This is a genomic window from Aeromonas sp. FDAARGOS 1410 (assembly GCF_019048745.1).
GTDB lineage: Bacteria > Pseudomonadota > Gammaproteobacteria > Enterobacterales > Aeromonadaceae > Aeromonas > Aeromonas jandaei.
Map to the genome: position 1 here is coordinate 2548707 of NZ_CP077401.1, position 25183 is coordinate 2573889.

The 25183-nt window shown below is 58.3% G+C and carries 23 protein-coding genes, 7 tRNA genes and 1 pseudogene; 23 read left to right on the forward strand and 8 right to left on the reverse strand.

Features of this window, described 5'->3' with window-relative positions:
- Positions 1 to 12 precede the first annotated feature (12 nt).
- Together I6L40_RS11835 and I6L40_RS11840 are read left to right on the forward strand one after the other, a co-directional pair.
- Positions 13 to 1650, forward strand: coding sequence for an ATP-dependent endonuclease (locus I6L40_RS11835; protein WP_041210275.1), 1638 nt, complete (start codon positions 13 to 15; stop codon positions 1648 to 1650).
- A 108-nt stretch (positions 1651 to 1758) separates the two neighbouring features.
- Positions 1759 to 2478 (forward strand): hypothetical protein, encoded by a 720-nt coding sequence (locus I6L40_RS11840; protein ID WP_071915081.1) that lies wholly within the window; start codon positions 1759 to 1761, stop codon positions 2476 to 2478.
- Positions 2479 to 2553: 75 nt separating this feature from the next.
- On the opposite strand, the gene glgX is transcribed toward I6L40_RS11840, so the two are convergent.
- Positions 2554 to 4617: a glycogen debranching protein GlgX gene (gene glgX, locus I6L40_RS11845; protein ID WP_071915083.1), complete on the reverse strand. Its 2064-nt coding sequence runs from the start codon at positions 4615 to 4617 to the stop codon at positions 2554 to 2556.
- A 196-nt stretch (positions 4618 to 4813) separates the two neighbouring features.
- Between glgX and I6L40_RS11850 the strand changes: the two genes are divergently transcribed.
- The 9 genes from I6L40_RS11850 (at position 4814) to yjjG (ending at position 8269) form a co-directional block, all read left to right on the forward strand.
- Positions 4814 to 4890 (forward strand) — tRNA-Met (locus tag I6L40_RS11850).
- Positions 4891 to 4976: 86 nt separating this feature from the next.
- Positions 4977 to 5053: transfer RNA gene (locus tag I6L40_RS11855), tRNA-Met, on the forward strand.
- A gap of 86 nt (positions 5054 to 5139) precedes the next feature.
- A tRNA-Met gene (locus I6L40_RS11860) sits at positions 5140 to 5216 on the forward strand.
- Between the two features lie 86 nt (positions 5217 to 5302).
- A tRNA-Met gene (locus I6L40_RS11865) sits at positions 5303 to 5379 on the forward strand.
- A gap of 86 nt (positions 5380 to 5465) precedes the next feature.
- A tRNA-Met gene (locus I6L40_RS11870) sits at positions 5466 to 5542 on the forward strand.
- A gap of 86 nt (positions 5543 to 5628) precedes the next feature.
- Positions 5629 to 5705: transfer RNA gene (locus tag I6L40_RS11875), tRNA-Met, on the forward strand.
- Positions 5706 to 5790: 85 nt separating this feature from the next.
- Positions 5791 to 5867 (forward strand) — tRNA-Met (locus tag I6L40_RS11880).
- Between the two features lie 198 nt (positions 5868 to 6065).
- Positions 6066 to 7565 carry a leucyl aminopeptidase family protein gene (locus tag I6L40_RS11885; RefSeq protein ID WP_216995428.1) on the forward strand — a complete coding sequence of 500 codons (1500 nt, stop codon included), beginning with the start codon at positions 6066 to 6068 and terminating at the stop codon, positions 7563 to 7565.
- 14 nt (positions 7566 to 7579) lie between these two features.
- The gene (yjjG, locus tag I6L40_RS11890; protein WP_216994308.1) at positions 7580 to 8269 is read left to right on the forward strand and encodes a pyrimidine 5'-nucleotidase; all 690 of its coding nucleotides are present in this window, start codon (positions 7580 to 7582) and stop codon (positions 8267 to 8269) included.
- A 68-nt stretch (positions 8270 to 8337) separates the two neighbouring features.
- Here yjjG and I6L40_RS11895 read toward each other — a convergent pair whose 3' ends face one another.
- From I6L40_RS11895 to dusC, 3 genes are all read right to left on the reverse strand, one after another.
- Positions 8338 to 9045: an ABC transporter substrate-binding protein gene (locus I6L40_RS11895; RefSeq protein WP_254204023.1), complete on the reverse strand. Its 708-nt coding sequence runs from the start codon at positions 9043 to 9045 to the stop codon at positions 8338 to 8340.
- 158 nt (positions 9046 to 9203) lie between these two features.
- Positions 9204 to 9572 (reverse strand): TraR/DksA C4-type zinc finger protein, encoded by a 369-nt coding sequence (locus tag I6L40_RS11900; RefSeq protein WP_104014906.1) that lies wholly within the window; start codon positions 9570 to 9572, stop codon positions 9204 to 9206.
- 97 nt (positions 9573 to 9669) lie between these two features.
- Positions 9670 to 10614 (reverse strand): tRNA dihydrouridine(16) synthase DusC, encoded by a 945-nt coding sequence (dusC, locus tag I6L40_RS11905; protein WP_216994309.1) that lies wholly within the window; start codon positions 10612 to 10614, stop codon positions 9670 to 9672.
- A gap of 123 nt (positions 10615 to 10737) precedes the next feature.
- Between dusC and I6L40_RS11910 the strand changes: the two genes are divergently transcribed.
- The 4 genes from I6L40_RS11910 to I6L40_RS11925 all read left to right on the forward strand — a co-directional run bounded on the left by I6L40_RS11910 (position 10738) and on the right by I6L40_RS11925 (position 15021).
- Positions 10738 to 11115, forward strand: a complete 378-nt coding sequence (locus tag I6L40_RS11910; RefSeq protein ID WP_071909914.1) for a YbaN family protein — start codon at positions 10738 to 10740, stop codon at positions 11113 to 11115.
- Between the two features lie 133 nt (positions 11116 to 11248).
- Positions 11249 to 11794, forward strand: coding sequence for an adenine phosphoribosyltransferase (apt, locus tag I6L40_RS11915; RefSeq protein ID WP_033113563.1), 546 nt, complete (start codon positions 11249 to 11251; stop codon positions 11792 to 11794).
- A 185-nt stretch (positions 11795 to 11979) separates the two neighbouring features.
- Positions 11980 to 14577, forward strand: a complete 2598-nt coding sequence (gene dnaX / locus I6L40_RS11920) for a DNA polymerase III subunit gamma/tau (RefSeq protein ID WP_071909916.1) — start codon at positions 11980 to 11982, stop codon at positions 14575 to 14577.
- Between the two features lie 114 nt (positions 14578 to 14691).
- A complete protein-coding gene (locus tag I6L40_RS11925; protein ID WP_041210739.1) occupies positions 14692 to 15021 on the forward strand; it encodes a YbaB/EbfC family nucleoid-associated protein in 330 nt (109 codons plus the stop codon).
- Positions 15022 to 15048: 27 nt separating this feature from the next.
- Here I6L40_RS11925 and I6L40_RS11930 read toward each other — a convergent pair whose 3' ends face one another.
- Positions 15049 to 15309 (reverse strand): tyrosine-type recombinase/integrase, encoded by a 261-nt coding sequence (locus tag I6L40_RS11930; RefSeq protein ID WP_071909918.1) that lies wholly within the window; start codon positions 15307 to 15309, stop codon positions 15049 to 15051.
- A 384-nt stretch (positions 15310 to 15693) separates the two neighbouring features.
- Here I6L40_RS11930 and I6L40_RS11935 point away from each other — a divergent pair, with 384 nt between their 5' ends.
- The 4 genes and pseudogenes from I6L40_RS11935 (at position 15694) to nfo (ending at position 18451) form a co-directional block, all read left to right on the forward strand.
- Positions 15694 to 15993 (forward strand): hypothetical protein, encoded by a 300-nt coding sequence (locus I6L40_RS11935; RefSeq protein ID WP_071909920.1) that lies wholly within the window; start codon positions 15694 to 15696, stop codon positions 15991 to 15993.
- Between the two features lie 477 nt (positions 15994 to 16470).
- A pseudogene (locus tag I6L40_RS21040) lies at positions 16471 to 16593 on the forward strand (IS3 family transposase); the annotation flags it as partial.
- 179 nt (positions 16594 to 16772) lie between these two features.
- Positions 16773 to 17168 (forward strand): DUF4019 domain-containing protein, encoded by a 396-nt coding sequence (locus I6L40_RS11945; RefSeq protein WP_071909924.1) that lies wholly within the window; start codon positions 16773 to 16775, stop codon positions 17166 to 17168.
- Between the two features lie 440 nt (positions 17169 to 17608).
- On the forward strand, positions 17609 to 18451 hold the full coding sequence (gene nfo, locus I6L40_RS11950; protein WP_043850477.1) for a deoxyribonuclease IV: 843 nt from the start codon (positions 17609 to 17611) through the stop codon (positions 18449 to 18451).
- Positions 18452 to 18553: 102 nt separating this feature from the next.
- Here the strand turns inward: nfo and I6L40_RS11955 are convergent, their stop codons facing one another.
- Positions 18554 to 19459 (reverse strand): LysR substrate-binding domain-containing protein, encoded by a 906-nt coding sequence (locus I6L40_RS11955; protein WP_071909928.1) that lies wholly within the window; start codon positions 19457 to 19459, stop codon positions 18554 to 18556.
- 102 nt (positions 19460 to 19561) lie between these two features.
- Between I6L40_RS11955 and I6L40_RS11960 the strand changes: the two genes are divergently transcribed.
- The 4 genes from I6L40_RS11960 to I6L40_RS11975 all read left to right on the forward strand — a co-directional run bounded on the left by I6L40_RS11960 (position 19562) and on the right by I6L40_RS11975 (position 24019).
- A complete protein-coding gene (locus I6L40_RS11960; RefSeq protein ID WP_071909930.1) occupies positions 19562 to 20554 on the forward strand; it encodes a TDT family transporter in 993 nt (330 codons plus the stop codon).
- 263 nt (positions 20555 to 20817) lie between these two features.
- Entirely contained in the window at positions 20818 to 21807 is a 990-nt protein-coding gene (lpxM, locus tag I6L40_RS11965) for a lauroyl-Kdo(2)-lipid IV(A) myristoyltransferase (protein ID WP_071909932.1), read from the forward strand.
- 172 nt (positions 21808 to 21979) lie between these two features.
- Positions 21980 to 22975: a lipid A biosynthesis acyltransferase gene (locus tag I6L40_RS11970; RefSeq protein WP_071909934.1), complete on the forward strand. Its 996-nt coding sequence runs from the start codon at positions 21980 to 21982 to the stop codon at positions 22973 to 22975.
- Positions 22976 to 23158: 183 nt separating this feature from the next.
- Complete coding sequence (locus I6L40_RS11975; RefSeq protein WP_216994310.1) at positions 23159 to 24019, forward strand: PA4780 family RIO1-like protein kinase; 861 nt, start codon at positions 23159 to 23161, stop codon at positions 24017 to 24019.
- Between the two features lie 60 nt (positions 24020 to 24079).
- On the opposite strand, the gene I6L40_RS11980 is transcribed toward I6L40_RS11975, so the two are convergent.
- The gene (locus tag I6L40_RS11980) at positions 24080 to 24613 is read right to left on the reverse strand and encodes a GNAT family N-acetyltransferase (RefSeq protein ID WP_239693779.1); all 534 of its coding nucleotides are present in this window, start codon (positions 24611 to 24613) and stop codon (positions 24080 to 24082) included.
- 36 nt (positions 24614 to 24649) lie between these two features.
- Positions 24650 to 25147, reverse strand: a complete 498-nt coding sequence (locus tag I6L40_RS11985) for a prolyl-tRNA synthetase associated domain-containing protein (RefSeq protein WP_192849728.1) — start codon at positions 25145 to 25147, stop codon at positions 24650 to 24652.
- Positions 25148 to 25183 lie beyond the last annotated feature (36 nt).

Below are 25183 nucleotides of genomic sequence, written 5' to 3' on the forward strand. Positions count from 1 at the left end.
GGACATGGCTGGATGTATCTGGAACGTATTGAAGTTAAAGGATTTCGCGGCATCAATCGGTTGTCGCTCGGGCTTGACCATACCACAGTGCTGATCGGTGAAAACACCTGGGGGAAATCGAGCCTGCTGCGCGCCCTCTGGTGTCTGCTGGGGCAAAATGCCGAGCCCTATCAGTTTGGCGCCGAGGATTTCCACCGGCCGGAAGATCCCGAGCTTGCCCCGGCGCGCCATCTGCAACTGGTGCTCACCTTCTGTGAACACAGACCGCAGATGTGCCAGCACTCCCGCCGTCTGGCCCGACTTTGTCCCGCCTGGGTGCTGCACAAGGACAAGTTCAATCGCATTCACTACCGCGCCAGTGCCGAGTTGCTGGAGGATGGCACGGTCGCGACCCTGCACGATTTTCTCGACGGGGTGGGCAAGAGCCTGCCCATCGCCAATGCTCACGAGCTGGTCTGCATGCTCATCACCATGAACCCGGTCTTTCGCCTGCGCGATGCCCGCACCGCCCGCAACGGGGTGGAGACATTGCAGTGGGGTGATCTCTCCGAGCATCGTCTGAACGAGTTGGCGGACAAGCTGATCGACGAGCCCCAGCGCATTGGCGAGCCCGAGCTCAAGGAGGCGTTGCAGGCGGTGCGCCAGCTGATGGATCACTACTTCAACGCGCTGGCGCCCATCAAGAACAAGCCGCGCAGCCAGCGTGACATCATCAATCGCCCCATGACATTGCGCAATCCGGGCAACCTGCACACCCTGCTGCGTCAGGCGGACAACCGCGCCCTGCAGCTGGCGATGGCGGGGATGGCGGCGACCCTGCTGCAGGCACGCGGCAACCGCGAGCTGGAGGAGGGGGCTCGTCCCATCATGATCCTCGAAGATCCCGAAAGCCGGCTCCATCCAACCATGCTGGCACTGGCGTGGGGACTGCTGGAGCAGTTGCCGGGCCAGAAGCTGCTCACCACCAACTCGGGGGACTTGCTCTCCTCCCTGCCGCTCAATCAGGTGCGCCGGCTGGTGCGGCGCCAGCAGGATATCCTCTGCCACCAGCTGGGTGGCGAGCGCTACAGCAGCGACGATCTGCGCAAGATTGCCTTTCATGTGCGGATCAACCGGCCCATGTCGCTGTTTGCCCGTTGCTGGCTGCTGGTGGAAGGGGAGACAGAGATCTGGCTGCTCTCGGAGCTGGCCCAGATCTGTGGCTATAGCCTGCGGGCCGAGGGGGTGCGGATCATCGAGTTTGCCCAGTGTGGCCAGTCACCGCTGATCAAGGTGGCGCGCGACTTTGGCATCGAGTGGCATCTGCTGGCCGATGGCGACGAGGCGGGAGTCAAGTATGCCGCTTCGGCTCGCGGTCAGCTCAAAGGCGACAGGGAGCGGGATCGGCTGACCCAGCTGCCTGCGGTCGATATCGAGCACTACCTCTACAACAATGGCTTTGAGGGGGTATTCCGGCGCGAAGCCGGTGTCGGTGGCCGCGCCATGTGGAGTGCCAGCCATATTATCAACAAGGCGATCCATCATCGCAGCAAGCCGGGCATGGCGCTGGCGGTGGTCGAAGAGGCGGAGAGGCTCGGCGCTGAACATATACCGCCGGTGATCCGCCAGATGTTTGCCCGGGTGGTGGCACTGGCCCGCGGCCAGCGTTAAGGCCGCCACTTGTGATGTCAGGCGTTGGGGATGGCGCCGGGTTTGGGTATACTCGGCCCCTCTCTGGCGCCATCATGGCGCATTTCGACACCCTTTGCTGGAGGCGCCATGTTCGTCCAACTCCCTTTCTGGCTTTTTCCCCTGACCGGCCTGATGGCGCTGGGAGCGCTCATTGCCCTTGGCATCGTGCTCTGGCGCGGTGATCTCTGCCCTGGCCAACGCTCGCGCATCAGCCAGCAACTCTTCTCCATCTGGGTCATTACCGCCCTTTCGCTGATGCTGGCGGTAGAGGCCAAGGCGGCCAGCTGGCTGATCTGGAGCGGCGGTGCGGCGCTGGTGCTGGGCGTGGGCCTGTCGCTTGCCCAGTCACGGCTGGAGGGGAAACGTTCCATCCCATCTTCCCTGCTCTGGCTGCCGGCGTTGCCGCTGGCAGTTTATGGCGTGGGCCTGCTGCAACTGCAGGGCTGGGTCAGCGGTCTGCTGCAGATGGCAATGCTGGGTGCGGCCTTTGCCCACCTGATGCTGCTGCGGGCGCGTCACCGCCTGCAGGCATTCAATACCCTGCTGCCACTGGCCGGTCTGGTTGGTGCCATGGCCAGCCTGATCTGGCTGGGCGTGCTGGTGGGCTGGCAAGGGGGTGAGGCCAATCTCGATGCCCTGATCCCAGCGGTGGTGACGCAGGCGGCGTTGCTGGTGGCCTCCCTGCTGCTCTGGTTCAGCCCGCTCTATCTGCAGCGTGATACTGCGCCGGTTGTGGTTTCAACTTCGTTGTGTGGTCTGCTCATCGCCCAGCTCGCCGCCACCAGCGTGCTCCATCAGCTGGTGTGACGCAGGCAAGCAAGCCCTGAAAAAGAGAAAGCCCCCGGATGTGATCCGGGGGCTTTTTGTTTGCGGGAGGGGGCATCAGTAGAAGTCGTCTGCCCCGCAGATAAAGAGGCAACTGCTGCGTGGCTGGGCCAGATATTCGCGGGTCAGCCCTTCCAGCGGCATGCCGAAGGTGCAGATATCCTGCGGCGAGGGGAGGGCGGTATCGAGGATCCGTCGCCAGTAGCCACCGACACCCTTGGGGGGGCTAGGCAGGTTGAAGGTGAGGGGCTCCCAGTAGGCGTTGAACAGCACGTAGAGTGCCAGCCGGGTTTCGCTCGAGAGGGCCGACATGGCGATGGCGTGGGAGTGGGTGCTGAAGTCAGGCTGCATGGCGTTGACGCCGTGCCAGCAGATCTCGCTGTGGCGCAGGATTTCGGTGAGCGACAGCGGCATGCTCTCCTGCTCGGGGCGCTGGAACAGGTGCTTGCGATACTGGATCAGCTCCTTCATGAAGCGGAACATCTCCTGACTGCGGGCGTTGGGTTGCCAGTCCATCCAGCAGGTCGGGTTATCCTGACAGTAGCCATTGTTGTTGCCATGCTGGGTGCGCAGCAGTTCATCGCCCATCAGCAGCATGGGGGAGCCCACCGAGAGCAGGGTGGCCACCATCATGTTCTTGGCCTGACGCATACGCAGGGCGTTGATCTGGGGATCTTCCGTTACCCCTTCGTGGCCGTGGTTCCAGCTGAAGTTGTGATCGCAGCCATCGCGGTTCTGCTCGCCGTTGGCTTCGTTGTGCTTGTGGTTGTAGCTGGCCCAGTCCCACAGGGTAAAGCCGTCGTGGCAGGTGACGAAGTTGATGCTCTTCTCGGGGTCGGCATGGTGATAGTGGTAGATATCGGGGCTGCCGCAGAGTCGCTCTACAAAGGCCGTCACGCTGTTATCGTCCCCCCTCAGAAAACGGCGCACATCGTCGCGGAACTGACCGTTCCATTCACGCCAGCGCGCGCCGGCGAGTGATCCTACCTGATAGAGTCCCCCCGCATCCCAGGCTTCGGCGATGAGCTTGATGTCGGCGATGTTGGGGTCTGTATCTATGGTACGCAGGGTGGGGGCGTTGGCCTGCGGTTGGCCCGATTCATCCCGCGACAAAATGGCTGCCAGATCAAACCGGAAACCATCGACGTGCATCTCCTGCCGCCAGAAGTGCAGGCTGTCCATGATCATCCGCAGCACTACCGGGTGGGCGCCGTTGAAGGTGTTGCCGCAGCCCGAGTAGTTGGTGTCCTGCTGGTTGTTGTCGAGGATGTAGTAGGCCTCGTTGTCGATGCCGCGAAACGAGAAGGTGGGGCCATCGTTGCCCCCTTCCGCCGTGTGGTTGTAGACAACATCGAGGATCACCTCGATGTTGGCCTTGTGCAGTGCCTTGACCATGTCGCGAAACTCGGTCAGCGGATCGTCGCCGCAGGCGTACTGGGCGTGGGGGGCAAAAAAGGACATGGGGCTGTAACCCCAGTAGTTGGAGAGCCCTTTGGGCGAATCCTGCGGATCAAACTGGAACACCGGCAGCAACTCGACGGCGGTGACGCCGAGGGATTGCAGATAGGGGATCTTCTCGATGAGACCCAGATAGGTGCCGCGCAGTTCAGGCGCAACCCCGGAGCTTGGTGAGTTGGTAAAGCCTCCCAAATGGAGTTCGTAGATCACCGAGCGCGAGAGGGAGTGGGCCGGTAGCTTGTCACCCTCCCAGTTATAGTGGCGGGTATCAACCACCCGGTTCTTGGCACAGCTGGCAATGTTGCTGCCCGGGAGTGCAGCAGCCCAGCGATCGTAGTTGGGGCCGAGCTCGATGCTGCGGCCATAGGGATCGAGCAGCACCTTTTCCCCATCGAAGCGGGTACCGCAATAGGGGCGCCATGGGCCCTGAATGCGATAGGCGTAACGCTGCCCGATGGGCAGGCCTTCAATATGGATATGCCAGTAATAGGCGGTACGGTTGAAACGGGGCGAGAGCGGGATCACCTCCGGGGTGCAATCTCCTGCACTGGAGAAGAGCAGGAGTTCTACCCGGCTGGCCAGGCGTGCCCAGATCGCGAAGTTGACGCCGTGACTGTCGGGTGTAGCCCCCAACTGACGGCAATGTCCGGCGGAGATGCGCATATCATACCTACCCAAAATGAGGAGTGTTCAGCTTATTGAGTGTAGTGCCGGATGCCTTTCCCTGATCCGTTTGCCTGAAAAAACAGCATGATGCTGATAAAGACCGCACTCTTTGTCGTATAAATCTACGAATAAACTTTTTTTGATATATTTACTTGCAATCTGTGCGCTGGCGCCTATTATTGGCCACCTCGGACGCGGGGTGGAGCAGCTCGGTAGCTCGTCGGGCTCATAACCCGAAGGTCGTCGGTTCAAATCCGGCCCCCGCAACCAACTTTTTCGTCAACCTGAGATTGTGCAAACACTCGAAGGCAGACAAACGCCACAGACTTCTGCTCAGTCTGGGGTGACAATTCGGACGCGGGGTGGAGCAGCTCGGTAGCTCGTCGGGCTCATAACCCGAAGGTCGTCGGTTCAAATCCGGCCCCCGCAACCAACTTTTTCGTCAGCCTGCGATTGTGAAAACACTCGAAGGCAGACAAACGCTACAGACATCTGCTCGGTCTGGGGTGACAATTCGGACGCGGGGTGGAGCAGCTCGGTAGCTCGTCGGGCTCATAACCCGAAGGTCGTCGGTTCAAATCCGGCCCCCGCAACCAACTTTTTCGTCAACCTGAGATTGTGCAAACACTCGAAGGCAGACAAACGCCACAGACTTCTGCTCAGTCTGGGGTGACAATTCGGACGCGGGGTGGAGCAGCTCGGTAGCTCGTCGGGCTCATAACCCGAAGGTCGTCGGTTCAAATCCGGCCCCCGCAACCAACTTTTTCGTCAGCCTGCGATTGTGCAAACCATCGAGGGCAGACAAACGCCACAGACTTCTGCTCGGTCTGGGGTGACAATTCGGACGCGGGGTGGAGCAGCTCGGTAGCTCGTCGGGCTCATAACCCGAAGGTCGTCGGTTCAAATCCGGCCCCCGCAACCAACTTTTTCGTCAGCCTGCGATTGTGCAAACCATCGAGGGCAGACAAACGCCACAGACTTCTGCTCGGTCTGGGGTGACAATTCGGACGCGGGGTGGAGCAGCTCGGTAGCTCGTCGGGCTCATAACCCGAAGGTCGTCGGTTCAAATCCGGCCCCCGCAACCAACTTTTTCGTCAACCTGCGATGTGTAAACCATCGAAGGCAGACAAACGCCACAGACATCTGCTCGGTCTGGGGTGACAATTCGGACGCGGGGTGGAGCAGCTCGGTAGCTCGTCGGGCTCATAACCCGAAGGTCGTCGGTTCAAATCCGGCCCCCGCAACCAACTTCCTCTCTGTTTTTCCTTTTTCAGCTACTTTTCATCACCCCAATTTTTCTCTTTCCAAATACTCTACAGACATTGCGCAATATCACTCCTGCGTGGTGAAGATGTTGTTTGTGCTGGTTTTTCAGGGCAAAACTGGTCGTCCCGCCTGTTTGTTAGGTATGATCAGGTATCTCTTCACGGATGAGGTATATGCCTGTGATCACTCCCTTTACCTATCTTCCTCCCGCTATCGATTGCCAGGATGCCACTCTCGTCCAGGCCCTCGAGCAGGCGCTTCCTGTACAGATATTGCTGATCGCCGAAGATCAGAAGGAGGCGATCCTGGCTCATCCCCAGCTATCGGGTGTCAACACCCTGCTGGCGCTGGGCAAAAAAGCCCCCTTTACCCTGATGCAGGGCAACAGCCTGCTGCTGGTCGTCTGTGTTGCGGGCAGCGTGGAGCGGGATCACCGCCTCTACAAGCAGGTGCGAAGCTGGATTGCGCCGTTGTCCGGATTAAAAGCCGAGCGGGTCGGTCTTCATCTCGAGGGCTTTTCTGCCTCCGAGCGGGGAGTGCTGGCCGAGCTGGTGCTTTCCACCCTGCTTGCTGCCAATATGCCGCTGCCGACCAGCAAGAGCCGCAGTGAAAGCAGCTGGAGCTATCAGCAGGTAGTTGTGTCCCCGGCGGTGGTGCTGGATCTGGCCCGGATCTACAGCGAAGCGGGCGGCAACGGGCTGGCCCGTCATCTGGCGGTGCTGCCCGCTTCCGAGCTGACCGCAGCCAACTATCGCGAGTTTCTCAGCCAGTTGGCGCAGGAGGAGGGATGGCACTGCCTCCATTATGATCAGGGCCAGTTGGCCGAGCTGGGGGCAGGCGCCTTTTTGGCCGTGGCCCGCGGCTCGGAAGACAATCAGGGCGCCATGGTCAAGCTCAGCTACTACCCCCCCAAGCCAGTGCGCCGTATTGCGCTGGTAGGCAAGGGCATTTGCCACGATTCCGGCGGCTACAACCTCAAGATCTCCGGCAGCATGTATGGCATGCATCTCGACATGGGAGGCAGCGCGGTAGCCCTCGGTACCCTCTATGCCATCAGCAGAGCCCAGCTACCCTATGAAGTTCACTGCTGGCTGGCGATTGCCGAGAACCATATTGGCCCTCATGCCTATCGGCCCGGGGAGGTCGTCACGGCCATCAACGGTACCACCATCGAAGTGGTCGATACCGATGCGGAAGGGCGGATGGTGCTGGCTGATACGCTGGCGATGGCAGCGCAGGATACCCCGGATCTGCTGATCGACTACGCCACCCTGACCGGTGCCTGCAAACGGGCGCTGGGCAGCCGTTACAGCGGTGTTTTTACCAACCGCACCGAATGGCTGGTATCGCTGGTCAATATGGGGCAGCGTAGCGGCGAGCGAGTTTGGCCGTTTCCGCTCGATGAGGATTATGACGACAACATCGAGAGTGAATGGGCCGATCTGTTGCAGTGTGCGCCGGGCAGCTCCCCGGATCATATTGATGCGGCCCGTTTTCTCTCCCATTTCGTCCCCGAGCAGACTCCCTGGCTGCATTTTGACCTGAGCGGTTTTCGCAACAAGGGAGGCAACGGGGTGGTTTCAAGCGAAGTAACTGGCTTTGGCGTGCGTCTGACGCTGGATCTGCTGGCCAGTCCACTGGGCAGAACGGGGCGCCACAGCATGGAACAACCTGACTGATGACAAGGATTTTTGTGAACAAGACAAGCTATGACTGGGTGCTGTTCGATCTGGATGAGACCCTGCTCGATTTCCCGGTGACACAGGCGCTGGAGCAAACCCTTCGCCACTATGGCGTACAGGTGGATGAGGCTGGCATGGCGGCCTATCACACCCTTAACCACGGTCTGTGGCAGCAGTACAACAATGGCGAAATCGATGCTACAGCGCTGCAAGAGACCCGTTTTTCTCTCTTTGCCGAGCAGGTCAAGGTTGACCCCATGGTGATGAACAATACCTTTCTGGCGCAGATCGTTGCTTTGAGCATGCCCCTTGATGGGGTGGTGGAGACGCTACAGCTGCTGAAGGACAAGGTGAAGATGGGCATCATCACCAACGGTTTCAGCGTTCCCCAGCGAGGCAGACTTGGCAAGCTGGGCTGGAGCGAGTGGTTCGCTCCGCTGGTTATTTCCGACGAGATCCGGGTTACCAAGCCAGATCCCGCCATTTTTCAGCACACCCTCTCGCTGATGGGGGCTCCGGATCCGGCCAGAGTGCTGATGGTGGGTGACAATCCCAAGACCGATATTGCCGGTGCGGCCGCACAGGGGTTGGCTACCTGCTGGTATAACCCGGGCAAACAGAGCGGTGAGTGTGATGCTACTCACGAGATCCATCACTTCTCTCATCTGGCCGGCATTGTGCTTGGTCAGTCGTGCAGTTGAAGTGGTTACTGATACGTTATTTCACGGAACCTGCGTAGAGAACGGGAGAGCCATCGGCTCTCCCGTTGTTATTCGGCGAGCAGCCCTGACGTGTAGCGGGTCAGGATCTGCTGATATTCGGGGCTTTGCTTGAGTTGGTCGATCGCATGATTGAGCCGATCCAGCTGGGCTTGCGATGTGCTCTTCTTGCTGAGCATCAGGTGAACCGGAGTGCGCTCGATATGTAGCAGGATATGGAGCTGTTTCAAGGTGATGCCCTGATGCTCCCACTCCTGCAGGCTGTTCGGATCGAGGATAAACCCCTGGATCCGCCCGCCGTTGAGCATCTTGAGCAGTTGCTCCAGGGTGAATCGCTCCTGTAGCCGAGGTTTTACCTTGGGGTCGGCGACAAGGCGGCGGAATGCCTCGCCGTAGTCAAACCCCTTGAGCAGACCGATATGAAAAGCGGGAGTATTGATCAACTGTTCCAGAGTGGTGAGGTTGCGCCAGCGCTCTTCATCCTCCTTGCGGATGATGATGACCGTTTCCTCTTCCCGATAGGCATGGCTGAAGCGGGCATATTGCTGACGCTCGGTGGTGATGTTGGCGGACATGGCCAGTTGAACCGTGCCGAACTCCAATTCGTGCAGCACCCTCGTCCAGGGCATTTCGATGAAGCGAGCCTGATAGTCAGCCCGCTGCAGGATGGCATTGAGCAGTTCGATATCCAGCCCTTGCAGCTGATGCTGTTCATTGCGATAGCTGAACGGCTGCCAGTCGCCCCAGCCAACGACCAAAGACTCCTGTGCGGCGGCCTGACAGCATAAACACCATAACAACAAGAGTCTGTACACGACTCATCCCCTCGAACCGGCTCATATAGTCGAGTATTGGACAGGAATGGCAGTGTCACCAGTGAGGCAGTAAAGAGAGGATGCACCGGTTGGTGCATCTTTCAGAGCTCGTGGGCGTGGAATCCCTTGCGATAGCGGGCTTCGCAGCGCGGGCAGCGTTGCAGGGTCGGATCGAGTTCCAGCGATTCGATGGCCAGAGGCTCTTCGCAGTCGGAACAGAGGCCGTAGAGGCCGAGATCCATCTGACAGAGTGCGGCATCGATCCGTTTGAGATGCGCCACGCTCTGCTCCACTTTGGGTAGATCCAGCCGGCTGGTCAGCTCGACCAGTTGATCCTGTTCGCAGTGATCCAACTTTTCGGCCCACTCGTCACGGCGACAGGCTTTCAGCTGACCGATCAGCGTTTCTCGTACCTGGGCCCAGTCGGACAGCAGGCGATTACGCCAGACAGTCAACTGCGCTTGCGTCATTTCACACACATTATCCCCCACAGGACAGACGACAGATTCGGGGCAGTATAGGGATCCGATAACTTTATCAAGATGATATGAGTCAAGTTAACGACGGTTAGCCGTGGCTTTTGGCCGCATGCAGCAAGGCATCGCGGATGGGATCCGTCTCTTTGAGTACCCGGATATCCTGAAACAGCAGATCTGCTTCCGGGTATTCCCGCTTGAGATAGCTGAACCACTGTTTGATCCGGCTGGGGTAGTAGTCAGCCTTTTCGCTGGCCAAGTCCTGCTCGGTGTAGCTCACCATCAATTGCAGTACCTCGGCCCAGCTCATGTGGGGGCAGCCGGTTTTCATCACATTGGCCAGATTGGGCAGGGAGATGGCGCCGCGCCCCACCATCAGGGAGTCGCAGCCGGAGACGCTGGCACAGGTCAGGGCATCCTGATGATCCCAGATCTCGCCGTTGGCCGTGACGGGGATCGGCAAGGCGCGGCGAATGGCATCCACATACTCCCAGTGGGCGGGCGCCTTGTACCCTTCACGTTTGGTGCGGGCATGGACGGCCAGCTCGTTGGCGCCGCCTTGATGAACAGCATGAGCGTTCTCCAGATAGAGATCCTTGTCATCGTAACCAAGGCGAATTTTGGCGCTCACCGGCAGATGGGCGGGCACCGCGTCGCGCACTGCCTTGACGATGCGATGGATGGTCTCGGGCTCTTTGAGCAGCACCGCGCCGCCCTTGCTCTTGTTGACGGTGGGGGCGGGGCAGCCGAAGTTGAGATCGACCCCGGGGGAGCCCAGCTCGATGGCGCGCACGGCGTTCTCGGCCAGCCATTCGGGATGTTGGCCCAGCAGTTGGACCCGTACCGGGGTTCCCGCACGGGTTTTGCCATCTTGCAGCAGTTCGGGGCAGAGGCGATAGAACACCTTGGCGGGCAGCAGCTGATCAACGACCCGGATAAATTCGCTTACGCAGAGATCGTAATCGTTGACGGAGGTCAGTACCTCCCGCATCAGGTGATCCAGTACCCCCTGCATGGGGGCCAAAATAACGCGCATAACTGCTTTCCGAAGAGATAAGGAGAAAAAAGAGGGCAGATTGTAGTGGGGTTGTGCCCCGCTGTCAGCTATCAGCCAAACTCTGTTAGGCTAGACAGCCATAAACAGAGATGAGAGGTGGCAATGCAGCGCTGGTGTCTGATGATCTTGGGGTGGCTGGCCTTTGTGACCGGCATTGTTGGCATCGTGTTGCCACTGCTGCCGACGACCCCCTTCATGCTGCTGGCGGCCGCTCTGTTTGCTCGCTCGTCCCCCCGTTTTCACTACTGGCTGCTAAGCCATCCCTGGTTTGGCCCACCCATTGCCGATTGGCAGCAGTATCGCGGTATTCGCCGGCATGCACGGCGGCGCGCCATTATCTTCATTCTGCTCACCTTCTCGGTGTCGCTGGCGGTGGTGCCGCTGCTATGGGTCAGGGGGCTGTTGCTTCTCATAATGGTGATCCTGCTCACCTGGTTAATGCGCCTGCCGGTGCTGGAGCCAGTTGCAATGGAGAAGTGAAGTCCCTAAGCTATTGCGGCAATAATGCTATGGAGTCGGCCTGTCATTCTTGCGTGACAGGCTTTTTTATTTCCCGCTGGCGGGAAGACTAAGATAAAACGGCCATCTGGGTCGAAAAACAAACGGTCAAACCATGAATCCGGAAACCCTGAAATTTATCGAAGCGAGCATCAAGACCATTCCCGACTATCCGAAGCCGGGCATCCTGTTTCGCGACATTACCAGCCTGATCGAAAATGCCGAGGCGTTCAAAGCCACCATCGATCTGCTGGCCAATCACTATCGTGATCAAGGGATCACCAAGATTGTTGGTACCGAAGCTCGCGGCTTCATCTTTGGCGCGCCGGTTGCCTATGCCATGGGTCTGGGCTTCGTGCCGGTCCGCAAGCCGGGCAAACTGCCCCGCGCTGTCATCGAGGAGTCCTATGCCCTCGAATACGGCACCGACACCCTGCAACTGCACACCGACGCCATCGTGCCCGGTGACAAGGTACTGGTAGTGGACGATCTGCTGGCGACCGGCGGCACCGTCGATGCCACCGTCAAGCTGATCCGTCGCGCTGGCGGTACTGTGGCTGATGCCGCATTCATCATCTCCCTGCCGTCTCTCGGTGGTGATGCCCGCCTGACCGCCGCTGGCGTCAAGGTGGTCTCTCTGGTTGAACTGCCGGGCGAATAAGCCCCCCGGTTTGATAAACAGGCTGCTATCGTCAGCCTGTTGCCAGCCTCCAAACCGGTGCCCGTGCGGGCATCGGTTTGAAATTCAAGCGATCCCTCCCGCTCTGACCGATAGCCGATACAGCCTCCCGTCCATTTGTGTTAGCATCCGGCCTCAATGCCCTGTCTTCCCTGCATGATGGATTTATGAGCTATCAGGTTCTGGCGCGTAAATGGCGCCCCCATACGTTTGAACAAGTGGTTGGTCAGCAACATGTGCTGACTGCCCTGACCAACGCCCTGGATCAGGGACGGCTGCATCACGCCTATCTGCTGAGCGGCACCCGCGGCGTCGGCAAAACCACCATTGCCCGTATTCTGGCCAAGAGCCTCAACTGCGAGCAGGGAATCAGCAGCCATCCGTGTGGCGTCTGCGATACCTGCCGCGAGATCGATCAGGGCAACTTTGTCGACCTGCTGGAGATCGATGCGGCGTCCCGCACCAAGGTGGAAGATACCCGCGAGCTGCTCGACAACGTGCAATACCGTCCGGCCCGTGGCCGCTTCAAGGTCTATCTCATCGACGAAGTGCACATGCTGTCGCGTCACAGCTTCAACGCGCTGCTGAAAACCCTGGAAGAGCCGCCCCCCTATGTGAAGTTTCTGCTGGCCACCACGGATCCGCAGAAGCTGCCGATCACCATTCTCTCGCGCTGCCTGCAGTTTCATCTGAAGAGTCTTGATCAGACCCAGATCGCCAAGCAGCTCGAATGGGTGCTGGATCAGGAGGGACAACCCTTTGAGCCGCGCGCCCTGTTGGCGCTGGCCAAGGCGGCCGACGGCAGCATGCGCGATGCCCTGAGCCTGACCGATCAGGCGCTGGCGCACGGCAACGGCAGCGTCCGCCTCGACAGCGTGCTGACGATGTTGGGCACGCTCGATCACCGTCATCTGCACCAGCTGCTGGAAGCCATTTTGCGGCAGGATGCGCCGGCGACCATGGCCAAGATCAGCGAGATCGCCACCCTTGGCCCCGATTTTGATCAGCTCCACGCCGAGCTCGAAGGGTTGCTGCATCGCATCGCCATGGCGCAGCTGCTGCCTGCCAGCGTGCAGGAGCAGGGAGCGGATGCCGACTCCCTGCTGCAACTGGCCAAGGCGATGAGCCCGGAAGAGGTGCAGCTCTGCTACCAGATTGTGCTGGGTGGCCGCAAAGATCTGCCCTGGGCACCCGATGGCCGCACCGCGCTGGAGATGACTTGCCTGCGGATGCTCGCCTTCTCGCCACGGCGCGAGGTATTGCACCCCGCCACGCTGACGGCGCTTCCCCCATCCATGACTGGCTCGGCCAGCACGGGGATGGGGGCAGCCCCGACGCTGCTGGGAAAGCGCCCGGCCGCTGAGCCTGCAACTCATACTCCACCCCCTGCACAGACTGCTTCTGCCGATGCCATGACGGCCACGACCGAGGTAACCGGCCAGGATGAGGAGAGCGGTGAAGAGGAGGCGCAAGCCGCCCAGCTCTTTAGCCAGCAGGATGAGTTGCTGCGCGAGGCGGCCGGTATGGGTTATCAGGCCGAGTCGGCCCCGCTCTCTGGCGCGAATAGCAGCATGGCGGTTGATACTGCGAGCTGGGGGGAGGGGGCTGCTGCAAACCCGAACCCATCGGTACCAACCGACACTGCGCAGATGGCCGCTGCAGAGATGGCGCCTGCACAGATGACGTCTGTACAGATGGATAGCGTTCCGGCTGCATCTGCTTCGGAAGCGCCCGAACCTGTATCTGCGGTATCGAGCATGCAAAGCCTGCTTGGCAAACGCAATATGCTGCGTAGTCGCCAGCGTGGAGAGAGCAGCGCAGCTGCTCCTGCTCCTCGGGCGGTGCCAGTTGCGCCAGCTCGTCAGGCAGTTGCCTCTGCGCCAGCACCTCAGCCGCAGAGTGCGCCGTCGCCTGCTATCAGCCAAACTGCCACCCCGAGTGGCCCCGCCATGGTCCAGTTTGGCGAGCAGCCGCCGGTGGATCTCTACGCCGAAAATTATGACGAGGCGGGTGATAACGGGGATTACGAGGAGTACCTCAGCCAGAGCTTTATGGCCTCGCCCGTGCCTGAGCCTGCCCGCAGTACGCCCAATCGCACAGCGGCTCCCGCTACCCAGCCTGTACAGCCAACCGACCTGCCACCCTGGGATCTGGCTGGGCAGCCGAGCTATCGACCTGGTGAGCGCAGTGTCACTGAGCCTGCAGTGGCCCCTGCTCCTGCGACCCAGCCGATGACCACGACGGTGGCGGCTGCCCCTGTGGCGCAGAGCGAGCTCGCCCAGCCAGTGATGGAGACCATTGATTGGGACGAGCTTGAGAGCTCTGAGGAGCCGCAAGAGGGGGAGGCGACCCGCCTTATCCCTTCCTCACTGCTCAATGGTTGTGGTGACTCGTGGGCCGAGCTGATTGCTCACACCCAGGTAGGCGGTCGGCTGCGCCAGCTCGCCATCAACTCGGTGATGACGCGTGAGGGGGACAAGGTGTTGCTGACTCTCAAGCCCGAGCAGCGCCATCTGGTGAGCGACAAGGCGCGCGCCGATCTGGCCGAGATCATCGGGCCTGCGCTGGGTCAACCGGTGCAGGTCGAGGTGACGCTTGGTGTGGTGCCTGACAAGGAGACCCCCCTCGAGATCGAACACCGCCTTTATCTCGGGGTACGCGAGCAGGTGACCCGGGATCTGGAGCAGGATCCCAACGTACAGTTTTTAGTTCAGCGGTTTGGTGCCGTGCTCCATCACGAGAGCATCGAGCCCCTCAACCGCTAAATTCCGTGGCCGGGAGCTGGCTCCCGGTTGAAAAGCAGTTTGGCTGTCCCCATCTAGGACAGACAAGCCCACAGCCCGGCGCTGGATGCCGGATTTCAAGACGAGAGACGACATATGTTTGGTAAAGGTGGAATGGGTAACCTGATGAAACAGGCCCAGCAGATGCAAGAGCGTATGCAGAAGATGCAAGAGCAGCTTGCCCAGATGGAAGTGACCGGTGAAGCCGGTGCCGGCATGGTCAAGGTCACCATGACCGGTAGCCACAGCGTACGTCGCATCGAGATCGATCCCTCCCTGATGGAAGATGACAAGGAGCTGCTGGAAGATCTGGTTGCCGCCGCTTGCAACGATGCCGTGCGTCGTGTGGAAGAGCAGAACAAGACCAAGATGGGCGAACTGACCGGTGGCATGCAATTGCCGCCAGGGTTCAAGATGCCGTTTTAAGGCATAAAACCATTTAGGTTCAATGCCTTATGCTTTGGCCTGTTGCTCGTGGGTCATATATGGGTCAACAACACCCAGTTTTTCAGCCAGTTCATTCCTGTAATTAGGGTTGTCCTTGCTAACCCACTGAGCATAAATGGTGCGGATCATACCCCAGTCTTTGTGACCAAGTTGCTTGGCCAGATAGGCTGGATGAGCACCCGCCATCAGAAGCATTGAGGCATAGCTATGGCGCAGCTGATACGGTTCTCTATGTGTCAGCTGCGCTTTTCTTGGTAGACGTGCCAATATCCCGGTGCTGTAAACAGTTCGGGTCTGATGTACGGCATATTCTCCCTCCCCAAAAAGACTCTTCGCCTCATCCCTTCACACTGCTTGTTATGACACTGTGGCTGGGTGATTGGGGGAAGATACGAACAAGTCATTTTCTTATCGAACGAGTCCCCGTCGGTTTCGTGGATGAGGTTCAGCATGAGTCACGTTCCCACCTTCCCTAAACGCCCTGGGAAAATAGATCATATAAATAATGGAAAGCTAGTCTTACTATTTTAATTTTAGCGCATACTGATTCGGAATATTCTGATAATGACGTGCTGAAGCCTAAATGGCTAGATCCCATTGTAGTCAATGCATAGAATGAAAATTAGATGTTGACAACAACTAGGAGCTGCTATGCAAATCCAGGTTTTTGAAAAGACATTTAGGCTTGCAGGGGAAAATGAGCAAGTTGCTCAATTTACATTTACTACATCAGGAGCATTGCACATTTGGTTTCCTGAGATAGGCCTGCAGATGGAGGCTCATCGAAACCAACTACGCATTCAAAATCATACGATTATTTACACTGGTGGACTGGATTATGGTGAACACCGTGCCCATTGGGCTTTGACGCTTCATGCAGAAGATATCAAAGAGTTTAAGAAAATTATGTCGAGATTTCACCTAAACAGGCATCTGGCTGTTCACAGTTAGCGCCGATAAGTCTAATCTTGATAATTTTCAAGATAATGGAAACGCAAGTTTTTGATATCGAGCTAACACCTGTGCTCGAGATGTAAGTAGTGCCGTCCTTTGCCACTACGTCTTTTGTCGAGCCAACCCTTGGTTCCTCTGGTCTGGTAATCTGGCAATTTTCGTAGCGACGGCTTTGGTGGTCATAGGGTAGTTGCAAATAGTATGGTAGGGAAGCTGTTCTATAATCGGGTTCGCACTCCTATGACCACATTTTTTATTTAATATCTGGCCCTTCGTATGGTTTATACCTTCTTCTTAAGCTGGAGGTGGCCAAGATGGGGCAGGTGTAAAACGTAGACTGCACTATATCCCACAGACTTTTAAACTGTCGCAGAACGATCTGAACGAAAAGGCTAGCCTGCTTGCAAGCACTAGCCTTTTTACCCATTCAGGAAAACCGGCAGGAGCAACGTCATGTCGTATCTCGACAAGCAGACAGCTGAGCAGCGCATCAAGGAGCTCGAGCAACAGTTGGAGCAAATGAGGCTAAAGGCCGAATTTTTTGAAGCTGTTGTTGAAGAACTGAAAAAGGACTACGGAATTTCCATTTTAAAAAAGCGAGCAACGCAATCCTGTGAGTCTTCTTGTTGTAGCAGTTCGCAAGGCTGACCATCGTCAGGATTTGTCGGTTTCTTGGGATAAGCCATTAGGCTTGCTCCAAGTGCTACCGGGTTGCAGACCTAAATAGGAGGCTTCCTTGTTGCCCAGAATGCACGAATATAATAAAAGAGTTTAAGGTGAAAAAGGGGCTTGTTACTTTTACTTGTTTGGTTTCATTTTTTGTTGCAGCTCAAGAAAATGATGCACTATCAGTAGCGAGAGCATGGCTTGAAACCGTTGATGCTGGATATTATAACCAAAGCTACGAATTAACTGATAATGCATTCAAATCTGAGCTCTCTGTCTCTCAATGGCATGATGCATTGGACAAGTTTCGTCATCCTTTAGGTATGGTTGTTCTACGTTCTGAGATTGCACTGGAGAAATCAGAGTGCCTTCCTGGTAGACCTGATGGGAAGTACATGATCATACAGTTTATTACCAAGTTTGAGTATGCTGGATCTGCTAGTGAGACTATTACTTTGAGTAAAGATAGTGGTGATTGGCTTCCTGTAGGTTACTTCATTAAATAAATTATCTACTAGAGAGTATAAGGGCGCATTAATCAGCTTATCGCCTGATGACACTATTAGTTAGGGGGGGTATACACATTTTTAATTGTTTTACCTTTAGTCAGGGGCAAGGTGAATGTGTCCTGGGGAAATGGAGTATATTACTTGTATTCTCTTATTGGTTTTCCCTATGAATACGATAAATGACGCTATATGGGGTCCGTTTGTTTCACAATTTGCGCACTATAACCATTCTCTTGTACGGGCAACTGGCAGGTGAATATCATCTCCATACAAAAAGTACCATTTCAACCGATAGAAGGCATGACCAGATTGAGTTATCACACCGCGCCCCTACTCATATTCAGGGTGAGCGTGTCGGGAAGGGCGTTACAAAGTGTCACCGCGTTTTGGCATCTATCGGGAGAGACGGCATAATAGCTCCTCACTGAGGAGACGTTATGAAATATATTGGAGCCCACGTCAGCGCATCTGGCGGGGTGGAAAACTGCATCGCCCGCGCCCAGGCCATCGGGGCCAACGCATTTGCGCTTTTTACCAAGAATCAGCGTCAGTGGCAGGCGGCCCCCTTGTCGGATGCCACCATCCGCGCCTTCAAGGCGGCCTGCGACAAGGCCGGTTTTCTGCCGGAGCAGATCCTGCCCCACGACAGCTACCTCATCAATCTGGGTCACCCGGATCCCGATGGCCTCGCCAAATCCCGCGATGCGTTTCTCGATGAGATGAAGCGCTGCGAGCAGCTGGGGCTGTGTTATCTGAATTTTCATCCCGGCAGCCATCTCAAACAGATCCCCGAGGCGGCCAGCCTCAAGCTGGTGAGTGAATCCATCAACTGGGCGCTGGAGCGCAGTGAAGGGGTGACGGCGGTCATCGAAAATACCGCCGGGCAGGGGACCAATCTCGGCTGGTCGTTCGAGCACCTCGCCACCATTATCGAGGGGGTGGAGGACAAGAGCCGGGTCGGGATCTGCTTCGATACCTGCCACGCCTTTGCTGCGGGTTATGATCTGCGCACCGCCGAGAGCTGCGCCACTGTCTTTGCCGAGTTCGACCGCACGGTGGGTTTTCAGTATCTCAAGGGGATGCATATCAACGGCGCCAAGTGCACCTTCGGCAGTCGGGTCGATCGCCACCACAGCCTGCGCGAGGGGAATCTGGGGGAGGCGGTATTCCACCACATCATGAACGATGACCGTTTTGATCGCATTCCGCTGATCCTCGAGACCATCGACGAGTCCATCTGGGGCGAGGAGATCAGCTGGTTGCGCAGCCTGGCGAAGTGATACTCAGCGAGCAAATAAAAGGGAGGGAGCCGTGGCTCCCTCTTTGCTTTGTGCCTTTCAGCAGTTGGTGTGCCGGTTTGTCTGCGGCGTTATGATCGTGCGTTACTCCGCGCTGATCACCTCGGCATCGTTCAGCTGAGCCCGGCAGAAGTGAATAAAGTGGCGCAGGGAAGCGGAGTGGTACTTCTGCTTGTGCCAGATAAGGGAGAGCTGGCGCGGGAAGCGGCGGGTGAGGGGCAGGGCGACCAGCCGGCCATCAGCCAGACGATCCGAGGCGGCGAGGCGGGAGATGAAAGAGATGCCGAGCCCCTTCTCCACCGCCAGCATCACGGATTCCAGGGTGTTGAGCTCAAGGCCTGGTTGCCAGTTGGGCAGGCCGGGCTGGATCTGGCGGATAAACTGTTCGCGGCTGCCAGATTGGGGTTCACGCAGCACCCAGGTCTCACCACCCAGTCGGGAGAGAGAGAGAGCCACCTGATTGGCCAGCGGGTGATCAGGGTGGGCGATCACCAGCATCTCGTCCTGCAGCCAGGGTTCGGTGACGAGATCGGGATGGTGGTTTTCCCCCTCGATCAGTGCCATATCCAGCTCGAAGTTGGCGAGTGCGTGGCAGAGCAGATGGGTATTGTTGATGGTCACCTTGGGGGGGAGCCCCAGCTCCTGCTTGCTGGTGGCGAGCAGGGTGGGGAGCAGGTAGTTGCCGATGGTCTGGCTGGCGCCAAGACGCAGCTGGCCGCTCGGCTCGGCATCGGCACGAAACAGGTTTTCGATATCCTGCATCCGGGTCAACAGCTCTTCGGCGGCCGGTTGCAGCAGGCGCCCCTCGTTGTTGAGTTGCAATCTGGGGTGGATGCGATCAAACAGCGGCGTGGCGAGCTGGCGCTCCAACTCCTGCAGTGACTGGGAGACGGCCCCCTTGCTCAGACAGAGTTCGTTGGCAGCCAGGCCAAGGTTGCCATAGCGGGCGATGGTGGCGAACACCTTCAGCTGTTGCAGGGTCAGTTTCATCGTGTTTGGTAATCCTGAATGAGTGATTCAATTCATTTAGATATCGTAAACGAGAAGGGGCCATTATCCTATCGCCATAGTCATCAATAGAAAGGTGTCATCATGATCGCAAGAACCCGTAAATCCCTGGCTGCTGCGCCAACCCCCATGGCGGGTCTGGCGCTGGGCATTGCCAGTCTCGGTTGGTGTTGGGAGAATGCAGGTCACTTCGATGGACGGATGCAGCTGCTGGGCGCCGCTATTGCCGCCGTGCTGCTGGTGATCCTTACCTTCAAGTTTTTGTTCCACCCGAACCTGCTGATGCAGGATCTGGCACACCCGGTAGTTGGTAGCGTAGTGCCGACCTATGCCATGGGCACTATGGTGGTCTCCAAAGCGCTCACTATGCTTGCTCCGCAAGCGGGTGAAGCGCTCTGGCTGTTTGCCGTGGCTGTTCACCTGTTGTTCCTGGCTACCTTTATCTGGCATCGCGCCAAAGAGTTCGAGATCCACCACATGGTGCCGAGCTGGTTCGTACCGCCGGTCGGGATCATCGTGGCTGATGTCGCCTTCCCGGGCGGTCAGTTTGCGCCGCTGGCCAACGTGCTGCTCTGGTTCGGGGTCATCTGCTACGGTCTGATGCTGCCGCTGATGCTCTATCGCCTCATCTTCAGCCACGAAGTCCCGGATGCAGCCAAACCGACCATCGCTATTCTGGCGGCGCCGGCAAGTCTCTCGCTGGCCGGCTACCTGACTGTCAGCCAGGATCCCTCCCTGCTGCTGGTGGCCATGCTGTTTGGTATCGCGATCCTGATGACCGGCATCATCTATCTGGCCTTCATCAAACTGCTGCGTCTGCCCTTCTCGCCGGGTTATGCCGCCTTTACCTTCCCGCTGGTGATCGGTGCCACCGCCCTGTTCAAAGTGGCTCATCTGGTGGAAGGGTTTGAGCAGAGCGCTCACTATGTCGAGCAGATCCGCCTGCTGGCCCACTTCGAGCTGGGGGTGGCCACCGTCATCGTCGGTTATGTGGCCCTGCGTTACCTGATGTTTTTTCTGCCGCAGCGTGATGCGGAAATGAACCGCGGCATTGCCCGCCAGGGAGCTCATCGTTAAATCTTGAAGATGCGACGTCGGAAAATGGATAAGCAGTGCGCTCTGGGAGCGACGGGATAAACGACCAGTCATACGATAGATGGACAAAGAGCCACCCGCTGGTTGTGTAATAAGTAAAATGCCCCGCCATGCGGGGCATTTTTTTACCTTTTCGCCACTTCTGTCGTACGAAACTTCCTATCGTGTGTGATATAGCGGATTTAACTGGTATTACCTGTCAGGGCGTCTACAATACACCACCTTTTTGACGTAAACCGTGAATCATGTCCCCCCAAGATCCCCTGTTCAACCCCGCTTTTGAAGTTCGTTTCCTTCACCCCCGTTACTGGTTCAGCTGGCTGGCACTCGGTGTGTTGATGGTGCTTGCGTTTGTTCCGGTGCGTCTGCGCGACCGGTTGGCCGAGGGGCTGGCCCCGCTAGTGTTTCGTATCTCGAAAAAACAGCTCTATATCGCCAGAACCAATCTGGAGATCTGCTTTCCGCACAAGAGTCCGGCCGAGCGCGACGCCATCGCATTGACCTCGATCCGGGTGGGGCTCAAGAGCCTGCTTGGCTTCGGCGAGTTCACCATGCGCAGCGAGCGTTATCTGATGAGCCGGATGCAGGTGAGTGGCTGGGAACATATTGAAGCGGAGCAGGCGGCTGGTCGGCCGGTGATCCTGGTGGTACCCCATACCTGGCCGGTGGATGCCGCCGGTTACTGCTTTACCCGCCGTGGGGTGCCCATGTGCACCATGATGAAGCGGGCGCGCAACCCGGTCTTTGACTGGCACCTCAACCGGGCCCGCGCCAAAAATGGTTGCCGTGTATATGAGCGCAGCGCCGGTATCAAGGCGGTGATCCGTACCATCAAGAGTGGTCGCAGCTTCTTCTATCTGCCGGATCAGGATCATGGTCGCGAGAAGAGTATCTTCGCCCCCTTCTTTGGCCACTCGAAAGCCACCTTGCCGGCGCTGTCGCGGCTGGTGGAGGTGAGTGGCGCCAAGGCGGTGCCGCTGCTGGCCTGCTATGACGAAGAGAATCACTGCTATCGGTTGGAGATCGAAGCGCCGTTCGATAATTACCCCACTGCGGATGTAATGGCCGATACCTGCCGGATGAACGACACGGTGCAGCAGCAGCTGACCCGTCATCCCGGCCAGTACATGTGGTTCCTCAAGATCTTCGATACCCGTGAGGATCAGGAGGGGCTCGATGGTCTCTACGAGGCGGGCATCCAGCGCATTCGTCAGGGGCTTTCTCCTTACGCCTGATCGCGCGCAGTCTGGCGGCAGCCGTTGCGCTTGCTCGATAAAAATGGCCCCGAGAGGGCCATTTTTTGATCCCGAGTGGGATGGCCATCACCTCTGCGAATGGGAGCCAAGGGGCACAGGGTAGAAAAAAATGTCAGGATAACTACAATAACCGTTTGTTTTTCATGACTTGATGGCTGACATGTCCCCATTAGATCCGGTATTTGACACCACATTTCATCCCCGTCTGCTCCACCCCAAATGGTGGGGTAGCTGGTGTGCGCTGGGGTTGCTCTCCCTGCTTGCATTCATCCCGGCGCGCGTGCGGGACGGCTTTGCCAATCTGGTGGCGCCCACTCTGCTGCGTTTTTCGAAAAAGCAGGCCTATATCGCCGATACCAACCTCAAGATCTGTTTTCCCGAGCTGGATGAGGCGGCCCGCGCAGCCCTGCTGCTCAAATCAATCCGGGTCGGCCTCAAAACCTTTATGGGCTTTGGCGAGCTGACCTGGCGCAGTCCGGCGCACCTGCTGCGCAACATCAAGGTGAGCGGCTGGGAGCATATCGAGGCGGAGCGTACCGCTGGCCGACCGGTGATCCTGGTCGTTCCCCACACATGGTCAGTGGACATGCTGGGGCGCTACTTCCCGCTACAGGGGATGAGCATGTGCACCATGATGAAGAGCGCCAAGGATGAGGTGTTCGACTGGTATATCAACCGGGAGCGGGCCAAGGGGGGCAAGGTGTATGAGCGCAGCGTAGGCATCAAGCCGGCGATCAAGTCCGTGCGCGGCGGTGCCAGCTTCTTCTACCTGCCGGATCAGGATCATGGTCGGGAGGCGAGCGTCTTCGCCCCCTTCTTTGGCCATCCCAAAGCGACCCTGCCGGCGCTACCCAAGCTGGTGAAGCTGACCGGCGCCAAGGCGGTGCCCATCTTCGCCAGCTATGACGAGGATGCCGGCTGCTATCTGCTGGAGATTGAACCACCATTCGATCCTTACCCCACTGCGGATGCGATGGCGGATGTGGTCGCCATGAACCGCATGGTGGAACAGCAGGTGACTCGGCACCCCGAACAGTACATGTGGTTTCTCAAGATTTTCGAAACTCAGGAGCATCAGGAGGGGCCGGATGGCCTCTATGAGGCGGGGATCCAGCGGATCCGCCAGGGATTACCCCCCGAGCCCTGAGTTGAACTGGCCCGCTTGCGGGCCATTTTTGTTGCCGTGGCTCGCCCGGAGGGGAATTTTCAGTGCCGGAAGATGGACAAACAGCGGGCAGGCAGTGGATAACTGAGTGTCCGGACAGAAAAATGGGCAGGTGGACGTGCAACAGACAATTTTGCAACGGGCAGAGAGAGTGAAAGGGCGGTCATGAAAGTTCCAAATCGAATCCAACCCCTGGTTGATGACGGCCTGGTTGACGAGGTCATCAGCCGGTTGATGAGCGGTAAAGAGGCCGATGTCTACGTGGTGCGCTGTGGCGACGAAACTCGCTGCGCCAAGGTATACAAGGAGGCGTCCAAGCGCAGCTTCAAGCAGGCGGTGGTCTATCAGGAGGGGCGCCGGGTGCGCAACAGCCGCAGCGCCCGCGCCATGGAGAAGGGCTCCAAGTACGGTCGCAAGCAGCACGAAGAGGTGTGGCAGAGCACCGAGGTGGATGCCCTGTTCAAGTTGGCGGCAGCTGGCGTGCGGGTGCCCAAGCCCTATGTCTGTCTCGATGGCGTGTTGTTGATGGAGCTGGTCACCGATGCCGATGGCAATGTGGCACCCCGCCTCAACGACGTGGCTCTCAGCCATGAGCAGGCGCTGGCGGATCACGCCAAGGTGATTGGGTATGTGGTACGCATGCTCTGCGCCGGTCTTATTCACGGCGATCTTTCCGAGTTCAACGTGCTGGTGGATGAGCAGGGGCCCGTGATCATCGATCTGCCGCAGGTGGTGGATGCGGCCGCCAACAATCAGGCCAGAGCCATGCTGGAGCGTGACGTCAACAACATGCGCAACTACTACGGCATGTATGCCCCCGAGCTGCTCAAAACGAACTACGCCGGAGAGATGTGGGCGCTTTACGAGGACGGCAAGCTCACGCCCCAGAGCGAGCTGACCGGTCAGTTCGAGGAGAGCCGGGAGGCCATTGATCTCGATGCCGTGCTTGACGAGATCGCCAGTGCTGAAGAGGAGGCTTATGCCCGTCAGGCACGGATTAAGGCAGAGCAGGAAGACAGCTACTGAGGGTTTGTCACTCTCGCCACCAGAGCGCCCTCGGGCGCTCTTTTTATTGCTATCGGCTGGTTATGTTGGGGCGTGTTCTATCGGATGGGGCAGAGGGAATATCCGGTACACCGCCAACCAGCAGCGATCTCCCGGATGGAAGCGTCGCGCCAGCCATACTCCGCCTGCTTTCGCAATCACCCTGCAGGAGGCCTGGTTCTGTTCGTCACAGCTGACCAATACCGGCTTGCTCAAAATGTGTTGCTGTACCCAGCCAAGCAGCAAGCTCGCAGCCCCTTCGCCACGACGGGAGGGACGGGTTTCGTAACCGATGTGGCCCAGCCACTGTTGGCTGGCCTCGTTGTCATCGTGGCGCAGGCGCAAGGTGGCGAGGATCTCCCCGGCATCGAGGGCAAAATAGGTGGTGGTGGTCGGATAGCCGCTGGGCAGGTTATGCCCTTTGGCATGATCCAGCAGTGCTTGTAGCCAGCTGTCAGGATCAAATTGTGCGACCTGATAGAGGGGCAATCCGGCGTCGGCACACTCGGCCACATAGTTGCGATAGGCAGCGGTATCGGTCAGGCGAGCCGGGCGGCATTCGTAGCGGGTTGGCACTGGCTGCTCCCGTGCCGTGGGGGTTGCACCTGCCATTCAATCAGTGGCCATGACCGGCAGCCGCATGACGGTGGCTTTCCGGCCGAGGTGGGCCAGCAGGCGGCGCACATCGTCGAGGCGGATAATCAGGGTGGCGGTATTGACCAGCGGATGGCACTGCATCTGCTCCGCTTGCCAGATGGCCTCGTCCACCACCAACTCTACCGCGTTTTCCCTGTCGCGCACCATGGCGAGCAGGGTGACCGAACCCGGGGTAAGGCCAAGCACGGCCTCGAGCCGCTCTGGCGAGCCAAAACTCAGCCGCTTGACGCCAAGGGCGGTTGCCAGCGCCTTGAGATCGACCCGGCTCTCCTCCGGTGTGACCACCAAAAACAGCCGCTCGCTTTTCGGGTCGCGCAGGAAGAGATTCTTGCTCTTGGCGGCAGGCAGGTCGGGCAGCAGCCGGCTGGCCTCCTCGCAGGTGAAGACGGGGGCGTGATCGATGCGCTGATAGGGAATGGCCAGCTGATCCAGCAGAGAGTAAAGCGCCACCATGGCCTCCTGATATCGGGTGAAGAGTGGGGGGATGAA